This is a genomic window from Clostridium sp. DJ247, assembly GCF_014231265.1.
In genome coordinates this window covers 14358-38433 of sequence record NZ_JABAIW010000017.1, presented here as the reverse complement: position 1 = coordinate 38433, position 24076 = coordinate 14358, and the positions used below count along the sequence as shown (strand labels likewise).

General features: G+C 33.1%; 3 protein-coding genes. All 3 read right to left on the bottom strand.

The window, feature by feature from the left end; translation table 11 throughout:
• Positions 1 to 4: 4 nt before the first annotated feature.
• A complete protein-coding gene (locus HGI79_RS08750; protein ID WP_241428170.1) occupies positions 5 to 1198 on the bottom strand; it encodes an aminoacyl--tRNA ligase-related protein in 1194 nt (397 codons plus the stop codon).
• Positions 1199 to 1423: 225 nt separating this feature from the next.
• Positions 1424 to 6400: an SDR family NAD(P)-dependent oxidoreductase gene (locus tag HGI79_RS08745; protein ID WP_185650336.1), complete on the bottom strand. Its 4977-nt coding sequence runs from the start codon at positions 6398 to 6400 to the stop codon at positions 1424 to 1426.
• A gap of 203 nt (positions 6401 to 6603) precedes the next feature.
• Complete coding sequence (locus HGI79_RS08740) at positions 6604 to 24042, bottom strand: non-ribosomal peptide synthetase (RefSeq protein ID WP_185650335.1); 17439 nt, start codon at positions 24040 to 24042, stop codon at positions 6604 to 6606.
• Positions 24043 to 24076 lie beyond the last annotated feature (34 nt).

Here is a 24076-nt window from a genome sequence, read left to right as displayed (position 1 = left end):
CAACTTACTTTTTTATCGAAACATACTTTTCAATTTCTGCTAGGGTTTCTTTGTCCCAGCGGGATACATCAATTCCTTTTTGACATAACAATGCATATGCCAGACGTTCAATACCAAAAGCGAAGCATGAAGAATGGCTAAAGCCCTGATCACTCTTTATATTATAACGTTTAGTAAAGTGAGTTCTGTGGTAATTCGCAGAAGATGCTGCAATATATGTATTTGAATGTGGTAAAAGAATCTTAAATTCTTCTTTTGAATTACCTAAAAGCTGAAAATACTTTAACTTATTATAGTTTCCTGCAAAGAAAGAATCATTTGCTGTTTCAATGCTACAATCCAAATTAAATACATCACTCCAAAAATACCATAGTTTTTTAGATCTTTCTATTGCTTTACCTATAAGTTCATCCGTTCCAATAAATACGAACTCGGCCATCGTAAACTCATTAAGTCGAGCAAGTTCTGTTATATTAGCTCCCTCATTTCTAAAACATTTTCCCTTAACAAAAAAGGATTTTAAGCCTTCGCTTTCAAGAATTGTACTATCAGCAATTAATGAATATACAGGAACACAAGAGGCATTTTTAAGTACTGATGTGGGTGTTTTGATATTTTTTAGAAAATCGTCAGTTACTCCGTTTTTGGAAAAATCATTGATAGTATTAATATCATTTCTAAGTACCGACTGAAACATTATATGATGCGGAAAGTTATCAAAATAACCCCCTTGTTCAAATTGTTTCAAAGGGTAAAGCTTTGGGAATTGTATATCCTTGTGCTCAGGGAACTCAATCTTTATAAATTCTCTTACCTTTTTAAGAAAATATCCATAGACATTTTTAAATAGACCACTATAAGCAAAAATTCCAGGCATTATCTGAATAACATCACCTTGTTCTATTAGAGTTTCAAATATAGGTTCCTTATTTATCGTGTCCTTATTAGAATTTTTATATATTGTTTTGATTTTCAGTTCTTGCCCTTTTTTTAATTCATTTGAGTTTATCATATCTCTTAATTGATTAATATTTTTCAATACTATATCCAAATACTTTTCATCCTGAAGTTGTATTTCAACCTCGTTATCAAAAAACTTAAAATCAACAATATGTTCTGAAACATAAGAAATCATTTCTTTAAAAAACTTTTTCTGCTCACCACTAAATGCGCTAATATTATAATTAATCTTTGACATATGAACCTCCAAAATATTATATTTTTTAGCAATGACCGCTCGCAGGTCCGACGATTTATTATATATCCACATGATATTTCTACTTGCGAGACTTAAAACTTCAAGTTATAGCCTTAATTAACCATTATATTCATATCACCTCTAAGCTCCCACAAATCACCCCCCTTCATGACTTTATCTGTTCACATAAGTATCATTATTGATTTATCCTTGTACTTTTTAAAACTATACTTTTACCTTATTCCTTACCATTTCCTCAACATTTTTAACCGTTAGCTCATAATGCTCCTTGATAAAGTAATCAGATAGTTGAGATATTGTTGAATAATCTAACAACAATGCCTTTGACAATTCTCCATAATAATTTTCAAGCATTCGAATTAAATTCATAAACATAACTGAGTCAATACCAAAACTCTCAAATACCTCGTCTTCTTCTATTTTTGTCAATGGAATTTTAGTGGCACTAGAAACAATATCTTTTAACAGTTCAACAGTAAGATTCTTTAAATCGTCTTTTTTCGTTGTTTTTACTTGTATAGTTTCAATCTTTTTCTCTTCAACGTTTATAGTAGCCTTTTCAACTTTTTGTACACTGTTATAAATTAATGAATTCTTAATATGTTCATTTACACATAGCATTTTATCAAATGGATATACAGGAATAGATTTTTTTAATGGTCTTTCTTCCTCATGCAAAACATCCCAATTAATCTCAATACCATCTACCCATAGTCTAGCTAACTTTTCCACTTTTTTGCTCTTAATTAAGAACTCTATTACAGCTTCGCCATCATCTCCAACAACAAGAAAATGATTGTCTCTGTTTTTACGATGCCCTTGAAAAATATCTTTTTCATTTCCTAGCTCTCCTTCATAATATCGACTAAGCAATGAAAAGAGTGCCGCCTTATCTGTAGCAATAAATGCTACTCTATGATCCATTCCTTCACGTCCTATTTGTGTCATGTAGGCTATTTCCTTTAAAGTTGCCTTTTCAATCTCTTCCTCACTAATAATGAAATCCATCATTTTTTTCACATATTCTTTTAGGCTACTTTTTTCTTTAGCAGAAAATAGAATAACTTCTCTTTTATTAGTTTCTTCTTCTGTTGATTTAATCACCGGAACATCCTGTAGTATCATAAAACAATTAGCTCCTCCTACACCAAAAGAATTTATGGCTGCATATTTTTTCTTGGATGTCCATTCTTGTGTATCATACGGAATAAAAAATGGTGAATCGCTAAGCATAATTGAAGGATTTAACTCTTTAACATTCGCACACATAGGTATTTTATTATTTTTCATACTCAAAATTACCTTTGTCAGCGAACAAATTCCAGATGCAGATTCAAGATGTCCTAAATTGGCCTTAGAACCTAATGCGCAATATTTTTTCTCTTCAGTAAATTGAGAGAATGCGTTCTTTAACGCCTGAACCTCTAGCGCATCTCCAAGGGATGTTCCCGCTCCATGTGTTTCTACGTAGGAAATATGTCGAGGGTTAACATTTGACTGCCTAATACACTTGTCCATTACTTTAACTAAGGACTTTAAATTTGGTACAAAGTGTCCTGATCCAGTACCAGAATGGTTTATTGCTGAGCCCTTAATCACAGCATAAATATTATCTTTGTCTTTTATTGCCTTTTTCAAAGGTTTTAGCATAACCATGCCACAACCTTCACCTGGAATATAGCCATTCGCATCTTTATCAAATGTTTTTTCTACTCCATCTAGGGAAACTATTCCCATATTACTAAGTGTTATATATTTATTTTTATTCAAGCTTAAATTAACACCGCCGGCTAAAGCAAGATCACACTCACCGTTTAAAATTGCCATCCGTGCCATGTGAATAGCAGTTAACGAAGAAGAACATGCTGTCTCTACAGTCAAACTTGGGCCAGTTAGATTCATAAAATATGAAATTCTATTAGCCATATCATAAGCACAACTTCCTTGATTGAAATACTTACCTGTCCTACCTGAGGCTTCAGCAGCATTCCATGTAAAGTCATCATTCATTATTCCTATATAAACGCCAACTTCCTTCTCTGCAAGGTAACGTCGCGTGTATCCTGCATCCTCTATTGTATGCCAAGAAGTTTCTAATAAAAGCCTTGACTGTGGATCCATATTTTCCGCATCAAGTGGTGATATAGCAAAGAAAAGTGGGTCAAATTTTTCAACGTCATCAATAAATGATCCCCATTTACAGTAGGTCTTTCCTTCTTTCCCTACCTTTTCATCGAACACAGAACTAACATCCCAACGGTTTGGCGGAACTTCTTCAACACAGTTGTGCCCTTCACTAACTATATTCCAGAAATCTTCTAAAGTATCAGCTTTGGGATAGCGTCCACTTAACCCAATAATAGCAATCTCATCGTCTCTGCATTCTGATACCTCAATTGCACTTAAATCTTGTTCTATTTCTTTTAGAGTAGAAGAGAATTCATCTATATCAGCTTCTATATCTTTTTCTAAAACCGATTCCTCTAGTTTTAAGTTAAACAAAGTAGATTTTATTTTATCTACTCTACCAAAAAGAACCTGCAGTCCTTCTTCGCCCATCTGAAGAGCTGTTTCAAAAGCCTTAATACCTGCTTCACTTTCCAGAAGAGTCATTCCACTTCGCTCAGCAATTAATTTTAAAGTTTCGGTATCTACATGCATCCCACCTTGCGCCCAAAGCGGCCAATTGATAGATATTGTTTTTCCATGTCTTTGTCCTTGAACTTTATAAACATTTCTATAACTTGCAAAGAAATCTAAAAAGCTGTTTGCATAAGCATAATCACTTTGAGCCATATTTCCCCAAACTCCAGATATTGAAGAAAAAAGGGCAAAAAAATCAATATTTAATTCCTTTAAAGCTTCATCAAGGTTCAGCGTTCCGAAAATCTTAGACTCTAATACAGCTCGTATATCTTCCTCTCTTTTTTCAATAACAAAAGCATCACGATTGATTCCTGCTGCATGAAAAACGCCATCAATTTTACTAAAATTTTTAATAGATTTATCAATAATCTCCTCAACAGCCTCTTTGTCACTCAAATCACAAGACAGGTAAATTGCATCTCCTCCAAGCTCTTTTAATGATGAAATTATCTTTCCCTTTTCAGCATCCATTTCTGACCGACCAACCAGTATTAAACGAGCTTTATATCGTTCTGCCAAGTAGTTTGAGAAAATAACTCCTAATCCCCCGACTCCACCAGTAATAAGATATACACCATTTTGTTTTATCTTAATTCCTTCTTCTAAATCAGCTGGTTCATCAACCACTACTGTCTTTCTAACATAACGTTTAGTGGCATCAAGTCGAATAAATTGTCCTTTCTTCCAGTTGTAATAAAACTCTTTCAAAATCAACTCGGGAAGGTTTTTGTCAATTTTTAATTCCTTTGAAATTTCCATTGAACTATAAATAAATTTTGGATTTTCAAAAGCAAGTGAATATGCAAAGGCCTGTACCGCTTTATACAGAGGATTGGAAAGCCCATTACTTCCCTCATTAAAAACAAATAATAATTCACATTCCTTTTTTATAGTCATTATAGCTTGAGAAAGAAAAGTTAAAGATAAAACACTTTCCCTTATAATGTCTTTCACGTTATCTTCATTTAAATCAGATTCTCTATCTCCCCAATAATGAATTACTTTGTCAATGGTAACCTTGTTATTTTGCAGAGTCTCAAAAAGTTTCTTATAATCTTCACTTGATGCTGAATTAATAAAATAGTTATCATTTTGAATCTTCTGAAACCTTTCTCCTGGTCTGATTAAAACTATTTTGGCGTTTCCACTCTTCTCAACATATTCTCTAAATAGTTCACCAATTTTCTTATCTCTTACAAACAAGCAGATAACTTTTTCTGCAAGAAGTTCTGGATTTAAATTTTCCATCTCCTCATTGACCATAATCTGTTTTCCAAAAATAGTTTCATCTTTTCCATCTTCGCTGATTTGTGTGGTTTCTCCATCTTCAGAATTGTAGTTATCAGCGTAATTTTTAAAAATATAATTTGAAAGTTCAAGAATATTGCTGTATTCGAAAAGCAAAGTTGGATAAAGCTGAACACCTAATTGATTTTCTAAATTTTTAACTATTTTTAGAAGTTGTGTGGAATCAAGCCCTAAGTCATAAAAACCAGTTTCTATATCTAATGAAGTACCATCCTTTGAAAGCATCTTTCCAACCATTATTGCTATATCCTTACAAATAGTTTCAATTGACACTTTCTCTTTTGTTTGCTTGATAGGAGATTGAACTTTTTCTTTTTTTGTTTCAATAGGGGATTGAGTATTCATACTTTTGTTAACCACCTTCGACTCCATTTCAAGATTTTTTATTAAATTTTCGGATCTTATTTGTTTAGCTGCTAATCGGTCAATAGTCGCAACTTCATTTCCCTCTTCATCAAGAAGTAAATAGCTACTATAATTTATGTCCTCTGAAGAACTAAATTGATTCTTTTTAAAGGCTAGTATGTAACATACCTTTCCTGTTGACTTAAAAGCACTGAATTTCTTAATAAATAGGGGTATATATGGTTTACTTGCTTTTAAACTTTTTTCATGATAAATAGCAGGGATAATTGTTGAACAGTCCAGATACGCAGGGTGAAGATATGAGTACTGAAGATATTGCTGTCCAAGCTCACTTAAACTGACTTCACCTAACAAGTAGTCATTACCATGATAAATTTTTCCTAGACATTTCATAAATTCATAATGATTTATCATGATGCCTCTAGTAAAAGCATACATTTCATCAATAGGCATAACAGATGTTGCTTCACCTATTAATTTTTTAATATTAATTTTTAGAGGAGATCTATTATTAGTAAAAGTTAACTCACATTCTAAATTAAGGTCTATCTCTTCATCTACAACTTTTCCACCAATAATAGCTTGACTTTCTGCTTTAATATTCCAAGAACCCTTATTCTCTATCATGGATAAAATTATCTTCTTATCAAATTCATTTGAAGTAACAATAGGTTTTTTAAAAAGGATATTACCAAGTTCAGCTTTAGTTGTATCAAATCCTTTTTCTCTTAACATTCTAAAAATCAGGTCCAAAAATGTGACTCCAGGCATAATTCTTACATCATGTACACGGTGGTCACGAACGATATAATCTTCGTTATTTATTCTTGTCTCAAATTTAATGATTTTTTTTCTTTCCATCAGATATCTCCATTTATACTTTACTTTATTTTTAATGAAAGTTTATTTGGCTCTTCCATTCAAATACATAAGTCATAAAAGTCTCATTTTCAATTTTTTTAAATTTTAAAGTTCTTTTAATGCAAAAGTAATACTACAAATTAAGTTTATATATTTGCGGAAGAGCCGTTTATCTTATGTGTATTTAATTCACCTATTAAATTCTAATCTTCATTAGAGTCTATACTCTTAAGGGTAAGCATAGAAGTCATCCGATTGTCGTTATGTTTTATATTTTCAGAAACTCTCTCACTTTTCTTTTCAACCCAGAAAAATTTTCTGTTTAACTTTAACTCCCCTAGCGGTTTTCGCTTTACACCTTTAACTAAAGAATGATGAGCATCAGAGAGTATCATATGAACATTAGTACCACCAAAACCAAATCCACTTATTCCTCCATAACGGAAATCACCTATAGGAATCCAGTTTCTCAATTCTGTATTTACATAGAAAGGAGAATTCTTGAAATCAAAACGTGGATTCGGATTAGAACAATTAAGTGTAGGCGGTAGTTTCTTATGATATATAGAGAGTGCAACTTTAATAATACTTGCAATACCTGCAGCACTTAATAAATGCCCTATATTAGTTTTTACACTTCCTACTGCACAGAATTCATTTTTATCTGTATTCATTCGGAAAACATTGGTTAAAGCTTTCAATTCAATAGGATCACCTATCTTCGTTCCAGTTCCATGAGCCTCAATATAGGAAACATGAGATGCTGGAATGTTTGCGTTCTCTATAGCCATTTTAATTACTTCCTTCTGTGCCTCAGGATTTGGCGTTGTAATGCCCATTGTATGACCATCATTGTTAACCGCAGCCCCTTCAATAACAGCATAAATATGATCACCATCTTCAATTGCCTTATCCAAGGATTTCAATAACACAACTCCACAACCCTCACCTGGTACAAAACCATTTGCATTTTCATCAAATGTAAAACATCTACCATCAGGTGAAATAGCACGGCTTTTACTAAACATTAAATAAGGTTTTTCATCTAATAATATATCAACCCCACCGGCAATTGCCATTTCTGATTCCCCTGATTCTAAACTTTTGCAAGCTAGTTTTACACTCATCAATGAAGAAGAGCAAGCTGTATCAACAACAAGGTTTGGTCCTTTAAGATTTAAAAAGTGAGCTAAATGTGCTGCTATGAAGTTCTGTCCGATACCAACAATAGTATCAGCTTTAGCATAATCAATGCCTTGTGAATAGTTTGAAACTCTTGAACCAACAAAAACTCCTATTCTTTTATTTGAAAGTTCCTTATTCTCATACCCAGCATCACGCAGACATTCTATTCCAACCTCCATAAACTGACGTACAAGTGGATCAATATGTGGGGCAATCTCATGCTTTAAATTGAAATAATCTGGATCAAAATATTCAATATCTTCAATAAATCCTCCCCACTTACTGATACTTTTTCCATCCTCATACTCAGTACTATAGAACTTTTCAACATCCCATCTTGCTGAAGGGACCTCTTTTATACATGAAACCCCATTTACTAAGTTGTTCCAGTATTCCTCTTTATTTTTTGCTTCTGGGAAATGACATGCAATTCCTATTATGGCAACCTTATTACTCATATTATTATTTTTGTCTAAATTAGTATTTACATTTAGCCACTTATTCTCCATAAAATCATCATCCCTCCTAATTTCAAGAGGAGAAAATTCTTTTTCTTCATCATTTTCAATGCATTCATCGCTTATGATTTCTTCATCACATGCAATATCTTCATCTAGTTTATAATCGGAATCTATACGCTCACTCAAACTATTTATAGTAGGGTATTCTATTAATATTGATGGCTCTAAGTGATCATTTATTTTTTCTTCAATCTTTGATACCAGCTCAGCAATAATTACAGAATCTACACCAAATTCTCCAAAAGGTGTATTTAAATCAAGATCCTTTACTGAAATTTGCAATTCCTTCGAAAACATTTCTACAAGCCACTGTTTTATGTTTTCTCCATTTTTACGCTTAGCTACCTTTGGTTTCTCTATTTTTACAACTTTCATTGATGGAACATCTAATTCAGCCTTAGGATTGAGTATACTTTCTTTACACGCCTTAAGAACATCAGGTTTAATCATACAAGGCATAATTACGCCATCCTGCATAGAATATTTTACAGCTTTTTCAAACAAGTTAAGTGCTTCATGATTTTTTAACCCTGACAGTCCAAACTTACTATAATAAGGATTCTTAACTTCACCCATTCCAACCTCTATCCAATTTGGCCACTGCAGAGACTTATAATAATTGTTTCCTTGAGCATTTTGGTACCTCACAAAGTAGTCCATATAACTATTTCCTGCAGCATAATCACTAACTCCAGAAGCTACTAGAGGGATTAAACCTGCAATAGATGAAAATAGTATGAAGAAATCAAGGTTATCTTGATTAAATACTTGGTGTAGCACTTGTACCCCTTCTACTTTTGGCTCTAATACGGATAGGATGTCATCCATATCTTTATTAATAAAAGATGGATTACGATTTATAACTAATCCGGCACAATGTATTACACCGCCAATTGACCCTAAATTCCTCCTAATACCGCCAAAGAAACTACTTAAATTCTCTTTTTCTGTCAATGAGCCCATATAAACCTCAATAGATACACCAGACTCTTCAAGAGATAACAAAAATCTTAACTTTTCTTTGGTTCTCTCACTTATTGAGGAATCATTAAGAGCATTACTCCAATTCTCTTTTTTAGGCAACTGCTCAATACCCATTAAAACTAGCTTTCTTGCGCCTTTACGTATTATATACTTAGCCATTTCGGCTCCTATGCCACGAGTTCCACCGGTAATAACATAAACTTTTTCTGAATCAATTATAAAATCATTTTTTAGCATACTGTTATCAGCTTCGCTAATTACTGGAGTATATCGTTTTGCATTTCTATATACCACCTCAGAATCAATGATATTGTTCAATTCTTTCTGAATAATTTCTCCCAACTGTTCTACATTACTTAAAGAAAAGTCCATATCAATTCTTTTAGTAATCACTCTCTTATATTCAGATCCTAACATTCTAACAAATCCACCTGTAACTGCACCTGTAATGGACTTAACTACAGAATTGCAACTTTCCATGTTAGCTGATATATGGATTATCTGGAACCCTTCAATCCTTATATTTTTAATACATGATTGATAAAAAGCTAGCTTGCCTAGACTAACTGGAGCATTTTCCACCTGTAACCCTAAATCTGAGATATCAATTATTCCTTGAATTTTCCTACCATTAGCTATAAATCTACCTATTTCATAACCTTCGTCTTTTTCATAATAATTAAATGCAAAATCATTACCGGTTAAATTCAACTTGTCGTTAACAATAATTACTGTTTGTAATCCTATATGTTTTATAAGATCATGTACAGAGGAAAGATTATCTTTGTTCGCTAAAATTACATAAGTGCCATCAGAATTAGGATGATAATTACTTACCAGTTCCCTTTCTCTCCAGGACTTCTCAAGTATCATGCTTGAGTAACTCTTTTTTACCTCTGCTATCCCCACAGTATTCCAATTGTTATCAAAGCTGTCTTCGAAAATCCAACAACGTTGCTTTTCAAAAGGGTAAACTGGGATGCTTACTTTTTTAGGAGCATTCTGCTTTGAATATAGTTTATCCCAATCTACGTCTACACCTATTGTCCAATATTTAGCCAATTTCACTAAGTCTTTGTTTTCAAGTAGTGAATCTATTATCTTGGATTCCTCTATGTCCTCAACGATAAGGTTAAGGGTTTCAATTGAACTTTTAGTAGAACCACTAAAGCAGTTATCCATGCTACTTTGCTTCTTGCTAAAGCTTTTTAACTTTTCTAGCAGTTCTTCCATTGAAGAACAAATAATCACCAAACGTTCATCCAGATTATTTCTTCCCACCTGAAGGGTATAGGCTATAGATTCAAGACTGATTTTTTCAACAGGAACTTTAAATATATCCTGAACTTTGTTTTTATTATTTTTTCCATAGTATGCAGAAATCTTGTCAATATTAATTATATAATTAGCAAACTCCACCAAAGAATTACTTGTCATTAATTTATTAAAGGCAATATCAGTACCGTAATAGTCATTAACTGAATTAAGCCATTTGTTTAAATTTATATGATCAACACCATATTCTGCGAATGATTCTTTAGCATCAATCTCGCATGAGTCAACATTTAATATATCTGCGTATAACTCTATAAGGTCATGAACAAGTAATTCTTTGACTTTTTCCTTATCAAAGCTAACTAAATAAGAAGTCTGTGCCAAATCAGTAGAGTTGTTAATAACCCCTTCTACAAACTTACTAAGTTGTTCTACATACACTAAAAGCCTTTCCCTATTTCTTGCAGAAATCGGAACTACTACCACGTTATCGGTGTCATATTTTGTATTTTTAGGTTCAGAATATTCTTCAATAATTAAGTGGGCATTTGATCCTCCAGCACCAAAGGCACTTAAACTTGCTCGTCTAGGATACTCCTTTATAGAACCATTTTCTTCAATTTTTGTAGTTTTCCACTCTTCACATGTTTGCTGTACATAAAAAGGAGAATTCGTAAAGTCAATATTAGGGTTCAATATCTTTGAATGTAAAGATGGAACATAAGTTTTATATTTCATTTGTAACAGTATTTTAGTTAAGCCTACAATTCCTGCTGCTGCTTCAAGATGTCCAATGTTAGATTTAATAGAACCAATGGAACAGAACTGCTTTTCATTTGTATTAAATGCATTTTCAAGTCCTGTAATTTCTATTGGATCTCCTAATGAAGTTCCAGTTCCATGAGTTTCAATATAACTAATAGTTCTTGGATTTACACCAGCTCTCTTGAAGGCCTTAGCGATTACTTCAGTTTGTGCTTGTGGATTTGGGACTGTATACCCATTTGTTCTCCCTCCATGATTAATAGCTATCCCTTTAATAACGCCATAAATATGGTCCTTATCCTCTATTGCTTTTTTTAGAGGTTTCAAAAGTACTGCACCGCATCCTTCTCCAGGCACATACCCAGTTCCACCTACTCCAAAAGTTCGACATCTTCCATCCTTTGCAGCAAATTTTCCCTGGCTTAAAAGAATATGTTTTGCCTTATGAAGAGTTAAGTTAACTCCACCAGCGATAGCCATGTCGCAATCTCCATTTTGCAAACTTTCACAAGCAAGATACATAGCATAAAGTGAAGAAGAACACATTGTATCCAACGCTAAACTTGGTCCACTAAAATTGTAAAAATATGAAACCCTGTTAGCAATAGAAGCAAATGATGATGTTGGTAACGGTCTTTTCTCTCCTATGTTTGACGCATATAGTTGATAATGATTCCACATAGCTCCTACAAAAACACCAACAGCTCTATTTTCAAGATTTTTTCGGCTATAGCCTCCATCTTCAAGAGTATGATGGACAGTTTCAAGAAATAATCTTTCTTGAGGATCAATAAGAGCAGCTTCTTTTGGACTAATATTAAAGAATAATGGATCAAATTTATCAATGTCATCAAGGAAACTACCCCACTTTGTATAGGCTTTACCTGTGGCATTTTTATTCTCATCATAGATTTCATTGCTATCCCATCTATTGGATGGAACTTCTTGAATAAAATCATAACCTTCTTTCAACTTTTGCCAAAAGTCTTCTAAGTCTTTGGATTGTGGATACCTACCACCTAAGCCAATAATAGCAATATCATCCCTAAGTATCTCTGCTTTCTGCTTAGTAAAGAATCGTGATTTTTTTATCTCACCCTCACCTATTTTATTGCTTTCTTGAGTCATCGCAACTTGTGCAACCTTTTCCTGAACCTTAATGCCGCTTTTTTCAACCAATTTATCTATATGCTTTGAAAGAAAATACTCAGTTAAGTCTGCTAGAGTTTTATACTCAAAGAAAAGCGTTTTAGATACTTTTCCAAAATCCTTCTCCAACTTATCTGTCAAGCTAAGTATCACAACTGAATCTATACCATACTTTTCAATTGGATCATTTAAATTTAGTCTAATTACAGGAAGCTTAATTTCCTCAGAAACAAGATTTTTCAGATAGTCAGAGGTATATTTTCTTAGCTTATTAATCTCTTCTTCTGTTACTGTATTTTCAACTACTTCAGCCCTTTTAGTCATAAATCGATCCTGCATAAGAAAAGGTAATCTTTTAATAACATTTTCCATTCCTTCAGCTACAGCTACTTGACTTCCTTCATACATTAAGCAGTCTTCAAAAACTTGCAATCCATTTTCTGTCTTTAGAGGAAGTAGTCCTAACTTCTCCGTAATCAACTGTTTGGCAGCGCCATCAACTTCCATACCGCCATCTTCCCATAGTGGCCAGTTAATAGAAATACATTTACCAGAGCGTTTTCCTTCACTACACAAATGATTTCTATATTCTGCATAGTTATCCTGGAAACAATTTGCATAAGCATAATCAGATTGACCAATATTTCCAATAAAGCCTGCCAATGAAGAAAACAACACAAAAAAATCCATCTTTAGTTCTTTAGTACATAAATCAAGGTTTATAGTTCCATTAACCTTTGGTTTTAATACTGCTGCCGCCTCTTCAATAGTTTTCTTTAACACAAAAGAATCTTGATTAATTCCTGCCGAATGGAAAATACCATCTATTCTGTTATGTGTTCTTATTATTCTAAATACTGTTTCCTGAACACTATTGTAGTCCGATACATCAGATTGCATATAAATAAATTCAACATTTCTACTTTCTAATTCCTCTAGCTTTGCAGCTTTTTGTTCACTTAATTGTGATCGCCCAATTAAAACAATCTTTATTTTTCCCTTTGCCTTTTCAGCAAGATATTTTGCAAAAATCAATCCAAGTCCACCAACGCCGCCTGTTATCAAATATACTCCATTTTCTCTTAAAGAAATCGCAGATTTAGAGTGTTCTATTTTGAGTTTATGCATAGATTTTACAAATCTACATCCATTTTCATACTTTACATCAACATATTTATCTTTTGCACAATACATTTCCTGCCATATATAATCTGCAAGTGATTCTCTTCTGCTGATGCAATATACATTTCTAAGTTTCAATTCTGGACATTCCAGCGTTAGTGACTTATTAAAACCGCTCATTCCCGAATAAAGCGGAAGAATTTCTTTATCATGATAAGAAACAAGAAGAAATTCAATTTCGTGTTCAATATGAAGTCCGATTAATACTTGATTAATATATAGTATATTTCTAAACTCCTCCATAAACAGACTTACATTGTTAACATCACTTTCCTCTGGCAATAAATAAATAATTTTCTTTGGATAACTTCCCTGATCCTTTAAAGTTTTAAAAAGCTTAGTTAATTGATCTTTATTAGTAGTATCAACAAAGTAATTATTGTTTACTTTTTCAAAAGCATTAGATTTATAGATAACTACCTTATCCCAATTATCCATCTTACCTTTAAAAGGTAGTAATGCTTGTTCATTGTTAGTAAAGATAGCAACTTTATAAGGCACTTTTGGAAGCGTAGTTTCTCTATTTAACTCCAAAGCACGCCACTCACTAGAATATAGCCCAATACTTGTCTCTTCATCAGACTGACCAAGACCTATATTTCTATTTTTCCTATCTATTTTCTTGATAACAAAATCACTTATGGTAACTGCTACTTTACCATCAGGGTTAATTATCTTAATATCATATTTCTTTATATCGTCAACTTCGTTTCTGCTTTCTTTATGCTTCTTAACATATGAATAACACTCTGCTTTAGGGGAAGAATAAATTTGAATATCCCCAATAGCTATAGGCATAAAGAGGAAATCCCTACTGCTATCATTTAATAAAAATCCAAAAGAAGCGTGGAGTGCACCATCCATAATTGAAGGGTGAAGTAGATATTGATCAAATTCAACATCAGATTCTTCAAAAATCTTAAGGGTTGAAATCACTTCGTCATTATTATATTTTATATCTCTAATCACCTGCATAGCAGAACCATACTTAAAGTCTTTCTTCTCTAATAAACGGTAGCATTCATCATATGAAATTACCTCATTACATCTCGACATAATTTCGTTAACATCTATATATTCTGCTGATTCTACCGAAGGATTTATTGCCTCCGCAAATACTTGCCCTTTTGTATAAATCTCTTTCTCTCCATTACTCAACATCTTAAAGATTTGAAAATTCATGTGATCATCTTCTGGTTCAAGGGTAATAGAAACACTCTGATTTTCTAATGTGTAGATAAAAGGTTTAAGCCAAAAAACATTTTTCAATCCATAAACTGTACTCTTTGTTGAAATAGTAGTAGCAACAGCTGCCATTTCAATACCTGCAACACCTGGCAACAACGCTCGATTATTCACCATATGATCCTGGAAGAAAAACTCCTTTCCCGAAAATGTAGAGCTAAATTTCAATTCGTAAAAATCTGATTCATTGTTCTGAACTAACGGGTGTATTCTCTCAATTTGTGGTTGTTTCTCTACCCCAAGTGTTTCTACAGATTCATTTATCCAATACGATTCTCTAGCAAAAGGATACGTTGGCAGGGAAACAATCTGAGGCTTTAAATTGTTATATAGTAAATCCCATGGTATATCATTACCTGAAACCCACAACCTTCCGAGTTCATTCCAATTTTTCTTTGCTAAAAGTTCCTCTATATACTGAGTATCAACACTAGTCTTTGAATCGCAACTGCTATAAAAGATATCAGATGATTGACTTTTATTGTTTACAAAAGATGATATCTTTTGTTTTAGCTCTTCTATAGATGAAACCTTGCAGGCAAAACGGGTGTCATAGAAATCCCTTCCTGTTTGTAAAGTAAATGCAATTTCCTTGAGCGTAATATTAGAATTTGTTTCAATAAAGTTGTATAAGTTTAGTAAATATTCTTTTAATCGATCATCCTGCATTGCAGAAACTATAATCAACTCTGGCTCGTTACTCTCTACAATTAATTTATTACTATATTCTTCAAAAATTATATGGGCATTGGAACCACCAGCACCAAATGAACTAATACCTGCTCGTCTAGGACATGAAAGCATCTCATCATTTTCTTCCAACTGTGGAGGTACCCAGTTTTCCAGTTTCCTTTGAACATAAAATGGAGTATCCTGGAACTTAATATTCGAATTTAGTTTTTCAGAATGGATAGACGGTACTAGTTGTTTATTTTTAAATTGAAGAAGAATCTTTGTAATCCCCGCTATCCCTGCTGCTGCTTCCAAGTGACCTATATTGGATTTAATAGACCCTATGGAACAGAACTGTTTATCTTCAGTAAAACTCGCAAAAGCCTTCTTTAATCCTGTAATTTCAATAGGATCACCAAGTGGCGTTCCAGTACCATGTGCTTCAATATAACTAATTGTCCGAGGGTTAATTCCAGCCTTTTCATATGCATCCCTTATTAATGTGGCTTGTTGATTAGGATTAGGCACAGTATATCCATTTGTTTTACCACCATGATTAAGCGAACTACTTTTAATCACACCGTAAATGTTATCCTTATCCTTTATGGCTTGACTTAAAGGCTTTAGTAAAACCGTTCCTACACCTTCACCTGGAACGTAGCCATCCCCTCCCTCTCCAAAACTTCGACATTTACCATCACTAGATGAAAAGTTGCCTTGAGCAATCAAGAGATATTTATTAGGATGAGTGGCTAAGTTAACGCCTCCTGCCAGAGCTATGTTACACTCACCTTGAGCAATGCTCATACAAGCAAGGTGGATTGCTGTCAATGATGATGAACACATAGTATCAACTGCCATACTTGGACCATTCAAGTTATAAAAATAAGAAACCCTATTAGCAACTGAAGCAAATGATGAACCAGGAATATCCTCCAACCTACCTGCCCCATATAACTGATACTGTCCCCACATAACACCTACAAAAACACCAGTCTTAGTTTTCCCCAACTTCTTTCTAGAATAACCTGCATCTTGAAAAGTACTAGCCGCAGTTTCCATGAATAATCGTTCATTTGGATCCATTAAAATCGCTTCTCTTGGTGATATATTGAAAAACATTGGATCAAATTTATCCACATCCTCAATAAAGCTTCCCCACTTACTGTAGGTCTTCCCCACTTTATTCATTGATGGATTATGTATATTTCTATAATCCCATTTACTAGACGGTATTTCAGTAATAAAATCTGTGCCAACCTTCAGTTTTTCCCAGAATTCATTTAAATTTTTAGACCCAGCATAGCGACCTGCTAAGCCTATTATTGCAATATCTTCTCTCTTCACATCTCCAGTAGTCGACGTAGATACATCGCTCCAGAAGCGAGATTTAGAGACAGAATGCACTTTTTCCGGATGTGCACCATCTTCCACCTTTTGCTCTTTAGTTTCTTTCTCTTTAAAAATATCTAACAACTGTACTTTATAGTCCTCTATAAAGTATGCTGTAAGTTCACTAATTGTTTGATATTCAAAGAATAAGGTTTTAGAAAGTTCACCAAAGTATTTTTCTAATTCCTTGGTTAAGTTAATAATCATAATGGAATCAATTCCATATTTCTCAAGAGGTGTATCAGACTCAATACTCTCTGTATCAATTTTACTTTCTGCTGATAATATCTCTTTAAGAAATGTAGACGTCTTACCAAAAAACTCTGTTTCATCAAACTGATGATTTATCTCTTTGTTTTCAATTTTTATAGTAGAATATTTCATTTTATTCAACTTCGAGAGAATATCTTGCTTTTGTCCTAAAAGAACAAGTACACGGTAACTGGAAACATTTAAAACCTCTTCAAAGGCCTTAGTACCCCAATATCGGTCTATTGGTGTTAAACCAAGAGCTTTATCAAGAGAAGAAACCTTTTCATCTATTTTCATGCCCCCAACTTTCCACAGTGGCCAGTTAACGGACAATGTTTTACCGGATCTAATATTTTTATGTCGTAACTCCTCGCGGAACTCGGAATAGAAATCCATAAAAGAGTTTGCATAAGAATAGTCACATTGACCAATGTTACCGAATAGTGCAGATATTGAAGAAAAACAAACAAAGAAATCGAGTTTTTCATTAATTGTCGCGTTATCCAGGTTAACAACACCAAGTATTTTAGAAGAAAAAACATCATCAATTTCTGTAACGGTTTTATTAAATAGGAAAGAATCTCGTATGGTACCTGCACTATGTATGATACCATTTAAAACTTGATACCTATCTTGAATACTGTTGATTAGTTCTTTTACTTCTACAATATTCGCTATATCTGCTTGGAAATAAGAAACTTCTCCACCCTTTTCCTTTAAAGTTTTTAATTTTTCTTCTTTTGCCTCATCAAGCTGTGAGCGACCGCACAATATAACCTTTGCTGAGTATTTCTCAAGCAAATATTCTGCAAAAATCAATCCTAGGCCTCCTGCTCCACCTGTTATGAGATATACTCCTTTTTCTCTTATCTTTACCTCATCAGAATTAGTAGAAAAATCCGAAATTGCATACTCGCGAATTTTTCTATTTCCATCTTCATAAAAAATCTCTCTATCCTCTTCACATAATCTTGCAGATTCAGCCATAATAACTTCTAGTAGTTGTTTACTCTCGGGTTCAACTTGACTCATTTCAATTTTTAATCCTACATTTTTATAGTTGAAATTTGGATTTTCTAAACGTATGGTCTTGGCAAATGCTGCAAAAGAACGTGCCGCTGGATTTCCTTTTTCATCTGCTTTAAAATGATATACATTAAGTAAGTTAACCTTTTTCCTCAGTTTCATAGATAACAAGGCTTTACTTAAATAAAAAGGAGAGAAAAAGCTACTAGATAACATTTCCTTTACACTTTGACTCATTGGATCAGAGTAATATGAATCTAATCTATGAATTATTAATTCAGGCAATAAGTTTCTGTCATTTAAATTCTTAAACAGATTCAAATAATCTTCTTCATTTTCAATATTAATCTCATACAAGTATTCACTAATTTTCCTAAAGGTTTCCCCAGGAGTAACCAGTATAGGGGTAACTTTGTCCATTTCAGTTTCCTGTATCAACTTCAATAACTTTTCAGTCCTATCTAAAATTAGATAACTACCCGAAACAATTTCACCTTGTTTACTAACATCCGTCAAAATATCTTTATCACTAACATATATTAACTCAGGTTTAAATGAAGGAAGTGCTTGCTTCTTAAGAACTAAATCTTGAATTCTTAAAATTGGATCCTTATCATTGTTGAATACAGTTATATTAAACTTCTTTATAGACTCATTATCTTCTTGATATTTTACTTTGAAAATATGCGCATAACATTCATCACTTAAAGAATCTATTACGTTTATTTCACCTACAAAGAAAGGTAAGTAAAGGCAGTTATCACTCTTCTCTTCCTCAAATATAAAGCCTTTTACACTCTGGAAAATACCATCCAATAGTGATGGATGCAAACAAAAATCATTACTAAACTCTTTAAGCTCAGTAGGTAATTTGATACAGGATAGCGCTTCTTCATCACCATACCATAATTCACTTACTGATCTAAATCCGGATCCATAATCAATCCCGCCCTCAGTAAAAATTTTATATAACTTATCCTTATCCATATAACCGTTAAGTTTTTGCTTAATAGTATCAATTGAAGACAGGTCATCAACCCTTTCATATTTAAACTCTTCAAAAAGAATTTTCCCTTCAGCATTAACCAATTCTTTTTCTGTTTCTGGAGAAGATATAACGTAATGGACATCTTTTCCATAGGGGTTTAATGTAATGGAAGCTGTCGTTTCCCTATCCCCGTAAATAAGTGGACTTAAAAAATAATTATCTTTTAGTGTAAAAACTTTTTTTTCTGCAGAAAGTTCACCTGCTGCCAATGCCATTTCAATATAACAGGCTCCAGGAAGTATTTTTTTACTATTAATTATATGGTCTGAAATAAAGAAATCTTTGTCGCTCAAATATGTTTTAAAACGCTGTTCATGTAAAGTAGAAACATTATCACTAACTAGAGGATGAAGTTTATTTCCTTTATTTTCAATCTTACCGTTATTATCATCTTTAATCCAATATGCTTTGGTATTAAATGAATAAGTTGGTAAAGAAACTCTACGACAATGAATATTTTGGTACAGTAAAGCCCAGTCAATAAAATAACCCTCTTTATAATAGCTACCAAGCATATCTAAATCATGTTTAAAATTTTCTAAATTAACTTTCTTCGTGGTCAGCTTTTCAATTATTGTTTTCGCATCTTTGTTGTCCAAGTCACCATCAGTTAACTTTACTGAATGGGTAAACTCCTCAAATCTATCTAGCACCTTATTTAATAGCTCAACTAACTCTTCCAGGGAAGAAACTGAAAAAAACAATCTTTCTGAAAAATGATTACGTCCAGTTGTCAAAGTAAAACTAACATCTTGTATAGATTGATCCTTATTACTCTTTAAAAAAGTATAAAACTTGTTAACACTTTCATACAATGAAACCTTCGTTTTTGCAGATAAGGTAATAGGATAAACCGGTAATAAATCGTCAGTTGATTGGGATTCTAATACTGGAGCTTCTTCAAGAATAACATGAGCATTAGTACCGCTGAATCCAAATGAACTTATAGCAGCTCTTCTTTTATTTTCTTTTTCTATATTCCAATCATGTAGTTTCGTATTAACGTAGAAAGGACTATTTTTTAAATTAATATGTTCATTTACCTTTTCAAAATTAAGAGAAGGCACAAATTGCTTATTCTTCAAACACATTACAGCCTTAATTAATCCTATGATACCTGATGAAGCATTGGTATGTCCTATATTTGTTTTTACAGAACCAATAGCACAATATTGTTCTTTATCAGTAAAGGTTCTAAAAGCCTCGGTAAGCGCTTCAATCTCAATGGGATCACCTAACTTTGTACCCGTTCCATGAGCCTCCACATACCCAATTGTCTGTGGATCTATGCCATAACTATTGTAAACTTTTAGTTCAAGATTTTTTTGTGATTCCTTACTTGGAGCTGTAATACCATTGGTACTTCCATCTTGATTTATTTCTGCTCCTTTTATAACGGCATAAATATTATCACCATCTGCAATAGCTTTTTTGAGAGACTTTATTATAACAACTCCGACTCCTTCACCAGGCACAAATCCGTCAGCTCTATTATCAAATGTATAACATTTTCCTGTAGGAGAAAGCATGCCTGCTTGGCTACTCAGTATATAAAGATTCTGATTTGAAAGAACACAAACTCCGCCAGCAAGGGCCATCTCACAATCACCCGCTAGAACACTCTTACAAGCTAATACAAAAGCAGATAATGATGATGAACATGCCGTATCTACTGAAATACATGGTCCCGTCAAGTTCATAACATAGGATATTCTACCGGATAAGACAGCAGCATCATGACCTGTCAACTTATATGAATCTGTTCTAATGCTTTCATCCTGGATATTTTCAAAATAATCTCCCTCTCTAGCACCAATAAACACACCTACTGATTTACGACTTAGTTTCTCAACAGCATATCCTGCATCTTCAAATGCCTTCCAGCATTCTTCAAGGCATAGACGTTGTTGAGGATCCATTAATTCAGCTTCTTTGGGAGAAATATTGAAAAATAGGGGTTCGAATTGTTCTATTCCAGACATAAAACCGCCCCATTTGCTAATAGACTTATTTCCTCTTTGAGGTATAGGGCTATAATATTTATCTGTCTTCCAACGTGTTTGTGGTACCTCTGTTATTAGGTCACATCCATTTTTAAGATTTTCCCAAAATTCTTCTACTGTAGCTGCTCCAGGAAAACGGCCTGATATACCTATTATTGCAAGGTCTCGTGCTTCTACATCTAAGTTAACATCTCTGGAAGCATCTAAAACTAAAAGCCCCTCCTTAACGTTATCTTTAGTATCCACATTTTTCAGACTTGAAATGTATGTTGCTAGGCTTTTTATAGAAACATAATCAAATAGAGAAGTAACACTTATATTGATTACAAAAAATAAATTAATTTCTTTTATAAACCTGACAGCATCAATAGAATCAATACCCATTTTTGAAAATTCTACATCTATCTTAATTTCAGATTCTGGTTTTTCAACAATTCCAGCAGTTATAGAAATAAGTTTCTTTTCTATATACTTAAACTGCAGATTATTTTCATTATTACCTTCATCCTCAACAATTTGTTGATTATAAAACTCCCCAGCTATTTCTGTACTCAGTTTCATTCGATCTAGTTTACCGTTAATCGTCCTTGGTAGCTTATCAAGAGCTATTATTACAGGAGGAATCATATAATTCGGCAACCTTTCTTCAAAATGTTGCCTAACATGCTCTTCTGTAATCGTTTCGCCCTCCACAGGGACAAAAAATGCAACTAATCTATTTCCTCCGGCTGATTTTTCTTTAACAATAACAGTACTTTCCTTAATTTTAGAAAATTCTCTTAAAACTTTTTCAACGCCACCAACATCTATTCGTTTTCCATTAATCTTAACCTGAAAATCCCTTCTGCCAATTACTTCTATCATACCATCAGCACGATAACGAACTACATCGCCCATATTATATAGCCTTGAATTTTTATCCTCTGAAAAAGGATTTTTAAAAAAATTCTCTTCTGTTAAATCAGGTCTATTGATATAGCCTCGTGATACTGGAGCCCCTCCTATATGAAGTTCACCTTGAATACCTTGAGGTACTAGTCTCTTTCTCTTATCAAGAATATAAACCGAAGTATTAGAAATAGGTTTTCCTATTGGAACTACATCTAGTTTTCCATTGTTCCAGCGCGAATCAAAATATATAACACCGTTAACCTCAGTTGAACCATAATCATTAGATAGAATAGCATCTCCCATACGACTACGAAACTCATTAAATAAATCAGCAATCAAAGGCTCTCCAGCCGTAAACCACAGTTTTAACAACTTTAATCTTGAAGCAATATTTTCTTCCATCTCCAACATCATCTTTAGAAGAGAAGGAACCACAGATACTCTAGTGACTTTACGTATTTCTAATTCATTAATCAAACTTACAGGATCTTTAACCACTTCGTCTGGAAGTATAACAGTAGTAATACCCTGAAGCAGTGCACCAAACATTTCCAAAAGCGACGGTATAAAGTTAACAGTTGTACGCTGCGAAGCAACTTCGTCATCACTAAAAGGATACTGATTCCATAACCAGTTAAGCCTATTCAAAAACTGTTGTTGCTCCATGGCTACCCCTTTTGGTTTACCCGTAGACCCTGTGGTATACATTATAAAAGCTAAATTTTCAATAGTGCTTCCACTTTCTATTTTTTGCTCAGGTGCTGATTTTCCATAAAAATCATTAATTTTTAGTAGGCTGCCTATAAATGAAGGAAGCTTAGACTCTAATTTTTCTTCTGTTATTATTACTTTTAATTCTGTTTCATTTATTATATGATTTATATAATCTTCAGGATATGACAAATCTAAAGGTACATAAGCACCTCCTGCTTTTAATATACCTAGGATAGATGCTGCAGTAAGTGGAGATCTTTCAAGAAAAACTCCCACAGGGATTTCAGGACCAATGCCTTTTTGCTGTAATTCTATAGCAATGACTGAAGAAAGATTGTCTATTTCCTTGAAAGATACTTCATCATTCTTATAGATATAGGCCGTCTTTCCATGGTTCTTCTTAACCTGTTTTGCAAAAAGATCAACAATAGAAATTAATTGAAAGGCTTCTTCATTTTTATTTAATTCGTAAAGAAGAGTTTGCTTTTCAGCATCAGAAAGGAGTTCTAACTCATAAATAGAATTCTTTGATTTATCAAACATTTGCCTCAATGTATTTAAGTAATGTCCAATAAATCTATTTATAGTTTCTTGTGCAAATAAATTTTTATTATAAATTATCTGCCCTGATACTTCTTGTCCATTTTTGCAAATAACAATTGTTAAAGGGTACTTCTTATCGTACAACTTATGAATGTTTGTAGCAAAATTAACATTAGTATACTCACTTTGTTCATCCATAAAAATAATATTAATAATAGATTCCTGTAACCTATTATCAATATCCTTTAATGGAATACCCTGTACTTTAGTCCCAAAATCGTAAGCTTCTTCAACCTTTTGTGAAAAAGTGTCAACTTTCTCGTTTCCACTAAAAGCAGTCCTAACAAAAACATTATTTAGAATAGAAAAACAAGTTTCTCCTCTATGTAGATAATCAAATTCCACAATAAATTCTTCATTATTAGTATAATTATATAAAACTATATTCAAAGCCCCAATAAGGTAATCAGCGTTTAAAATTTGAATTTCCCTTGAAATTTCAAAATTACAGGTTTCCCTCTCATAAGTAGTTTCTTTTCCTACAGAATAATCAAAAGGAAGACCACTTAAAACGGGTGCATCGTAAAATAACTTTTCGAAGTATTCTGATTTTTCAGCGTAATCATTTTTTTCCCACTTAGATTTATATTCTTCAACAATATCCTTTCCATATTTTGAAAGCTTTCTATTATTTTGAACCTCACCTGCGCTATTAATAAAATAAACTTTTCCATTTATTATAACTGGCCTAACATTTAATGTATCAAAGACCTTCGCTATTTCTCCAGTATTCATTAAGCTACACCTCCTCTAAACTGAAAGTTCTTCT

Excerpts from the sequence above, each read along its gene's own strand:
- HGI79_RS08750 (WP_241428170.1), bottom strand. The coding sequence starts at position 1,198 with ATGTCAAAGATTAATTATAATATTAGCGCATTTAGTGGTGAGCAGAAA.
- HGI79_RS08745 (WP_185650336.1), bottom strand. The coding sequence starts at position 6,400 with ATGGAAAGAAAAAAAATCATTAAATTTGAGACAAGAATAAATAACGAA.
- HGI79_RS08740 (WP_185650335.1), bottom strand. The coding sequence starts at position 24,042 with ATGAATACTGGAGAAATAGCGAAGGTCTTTGATACATTAAATGTTAGG.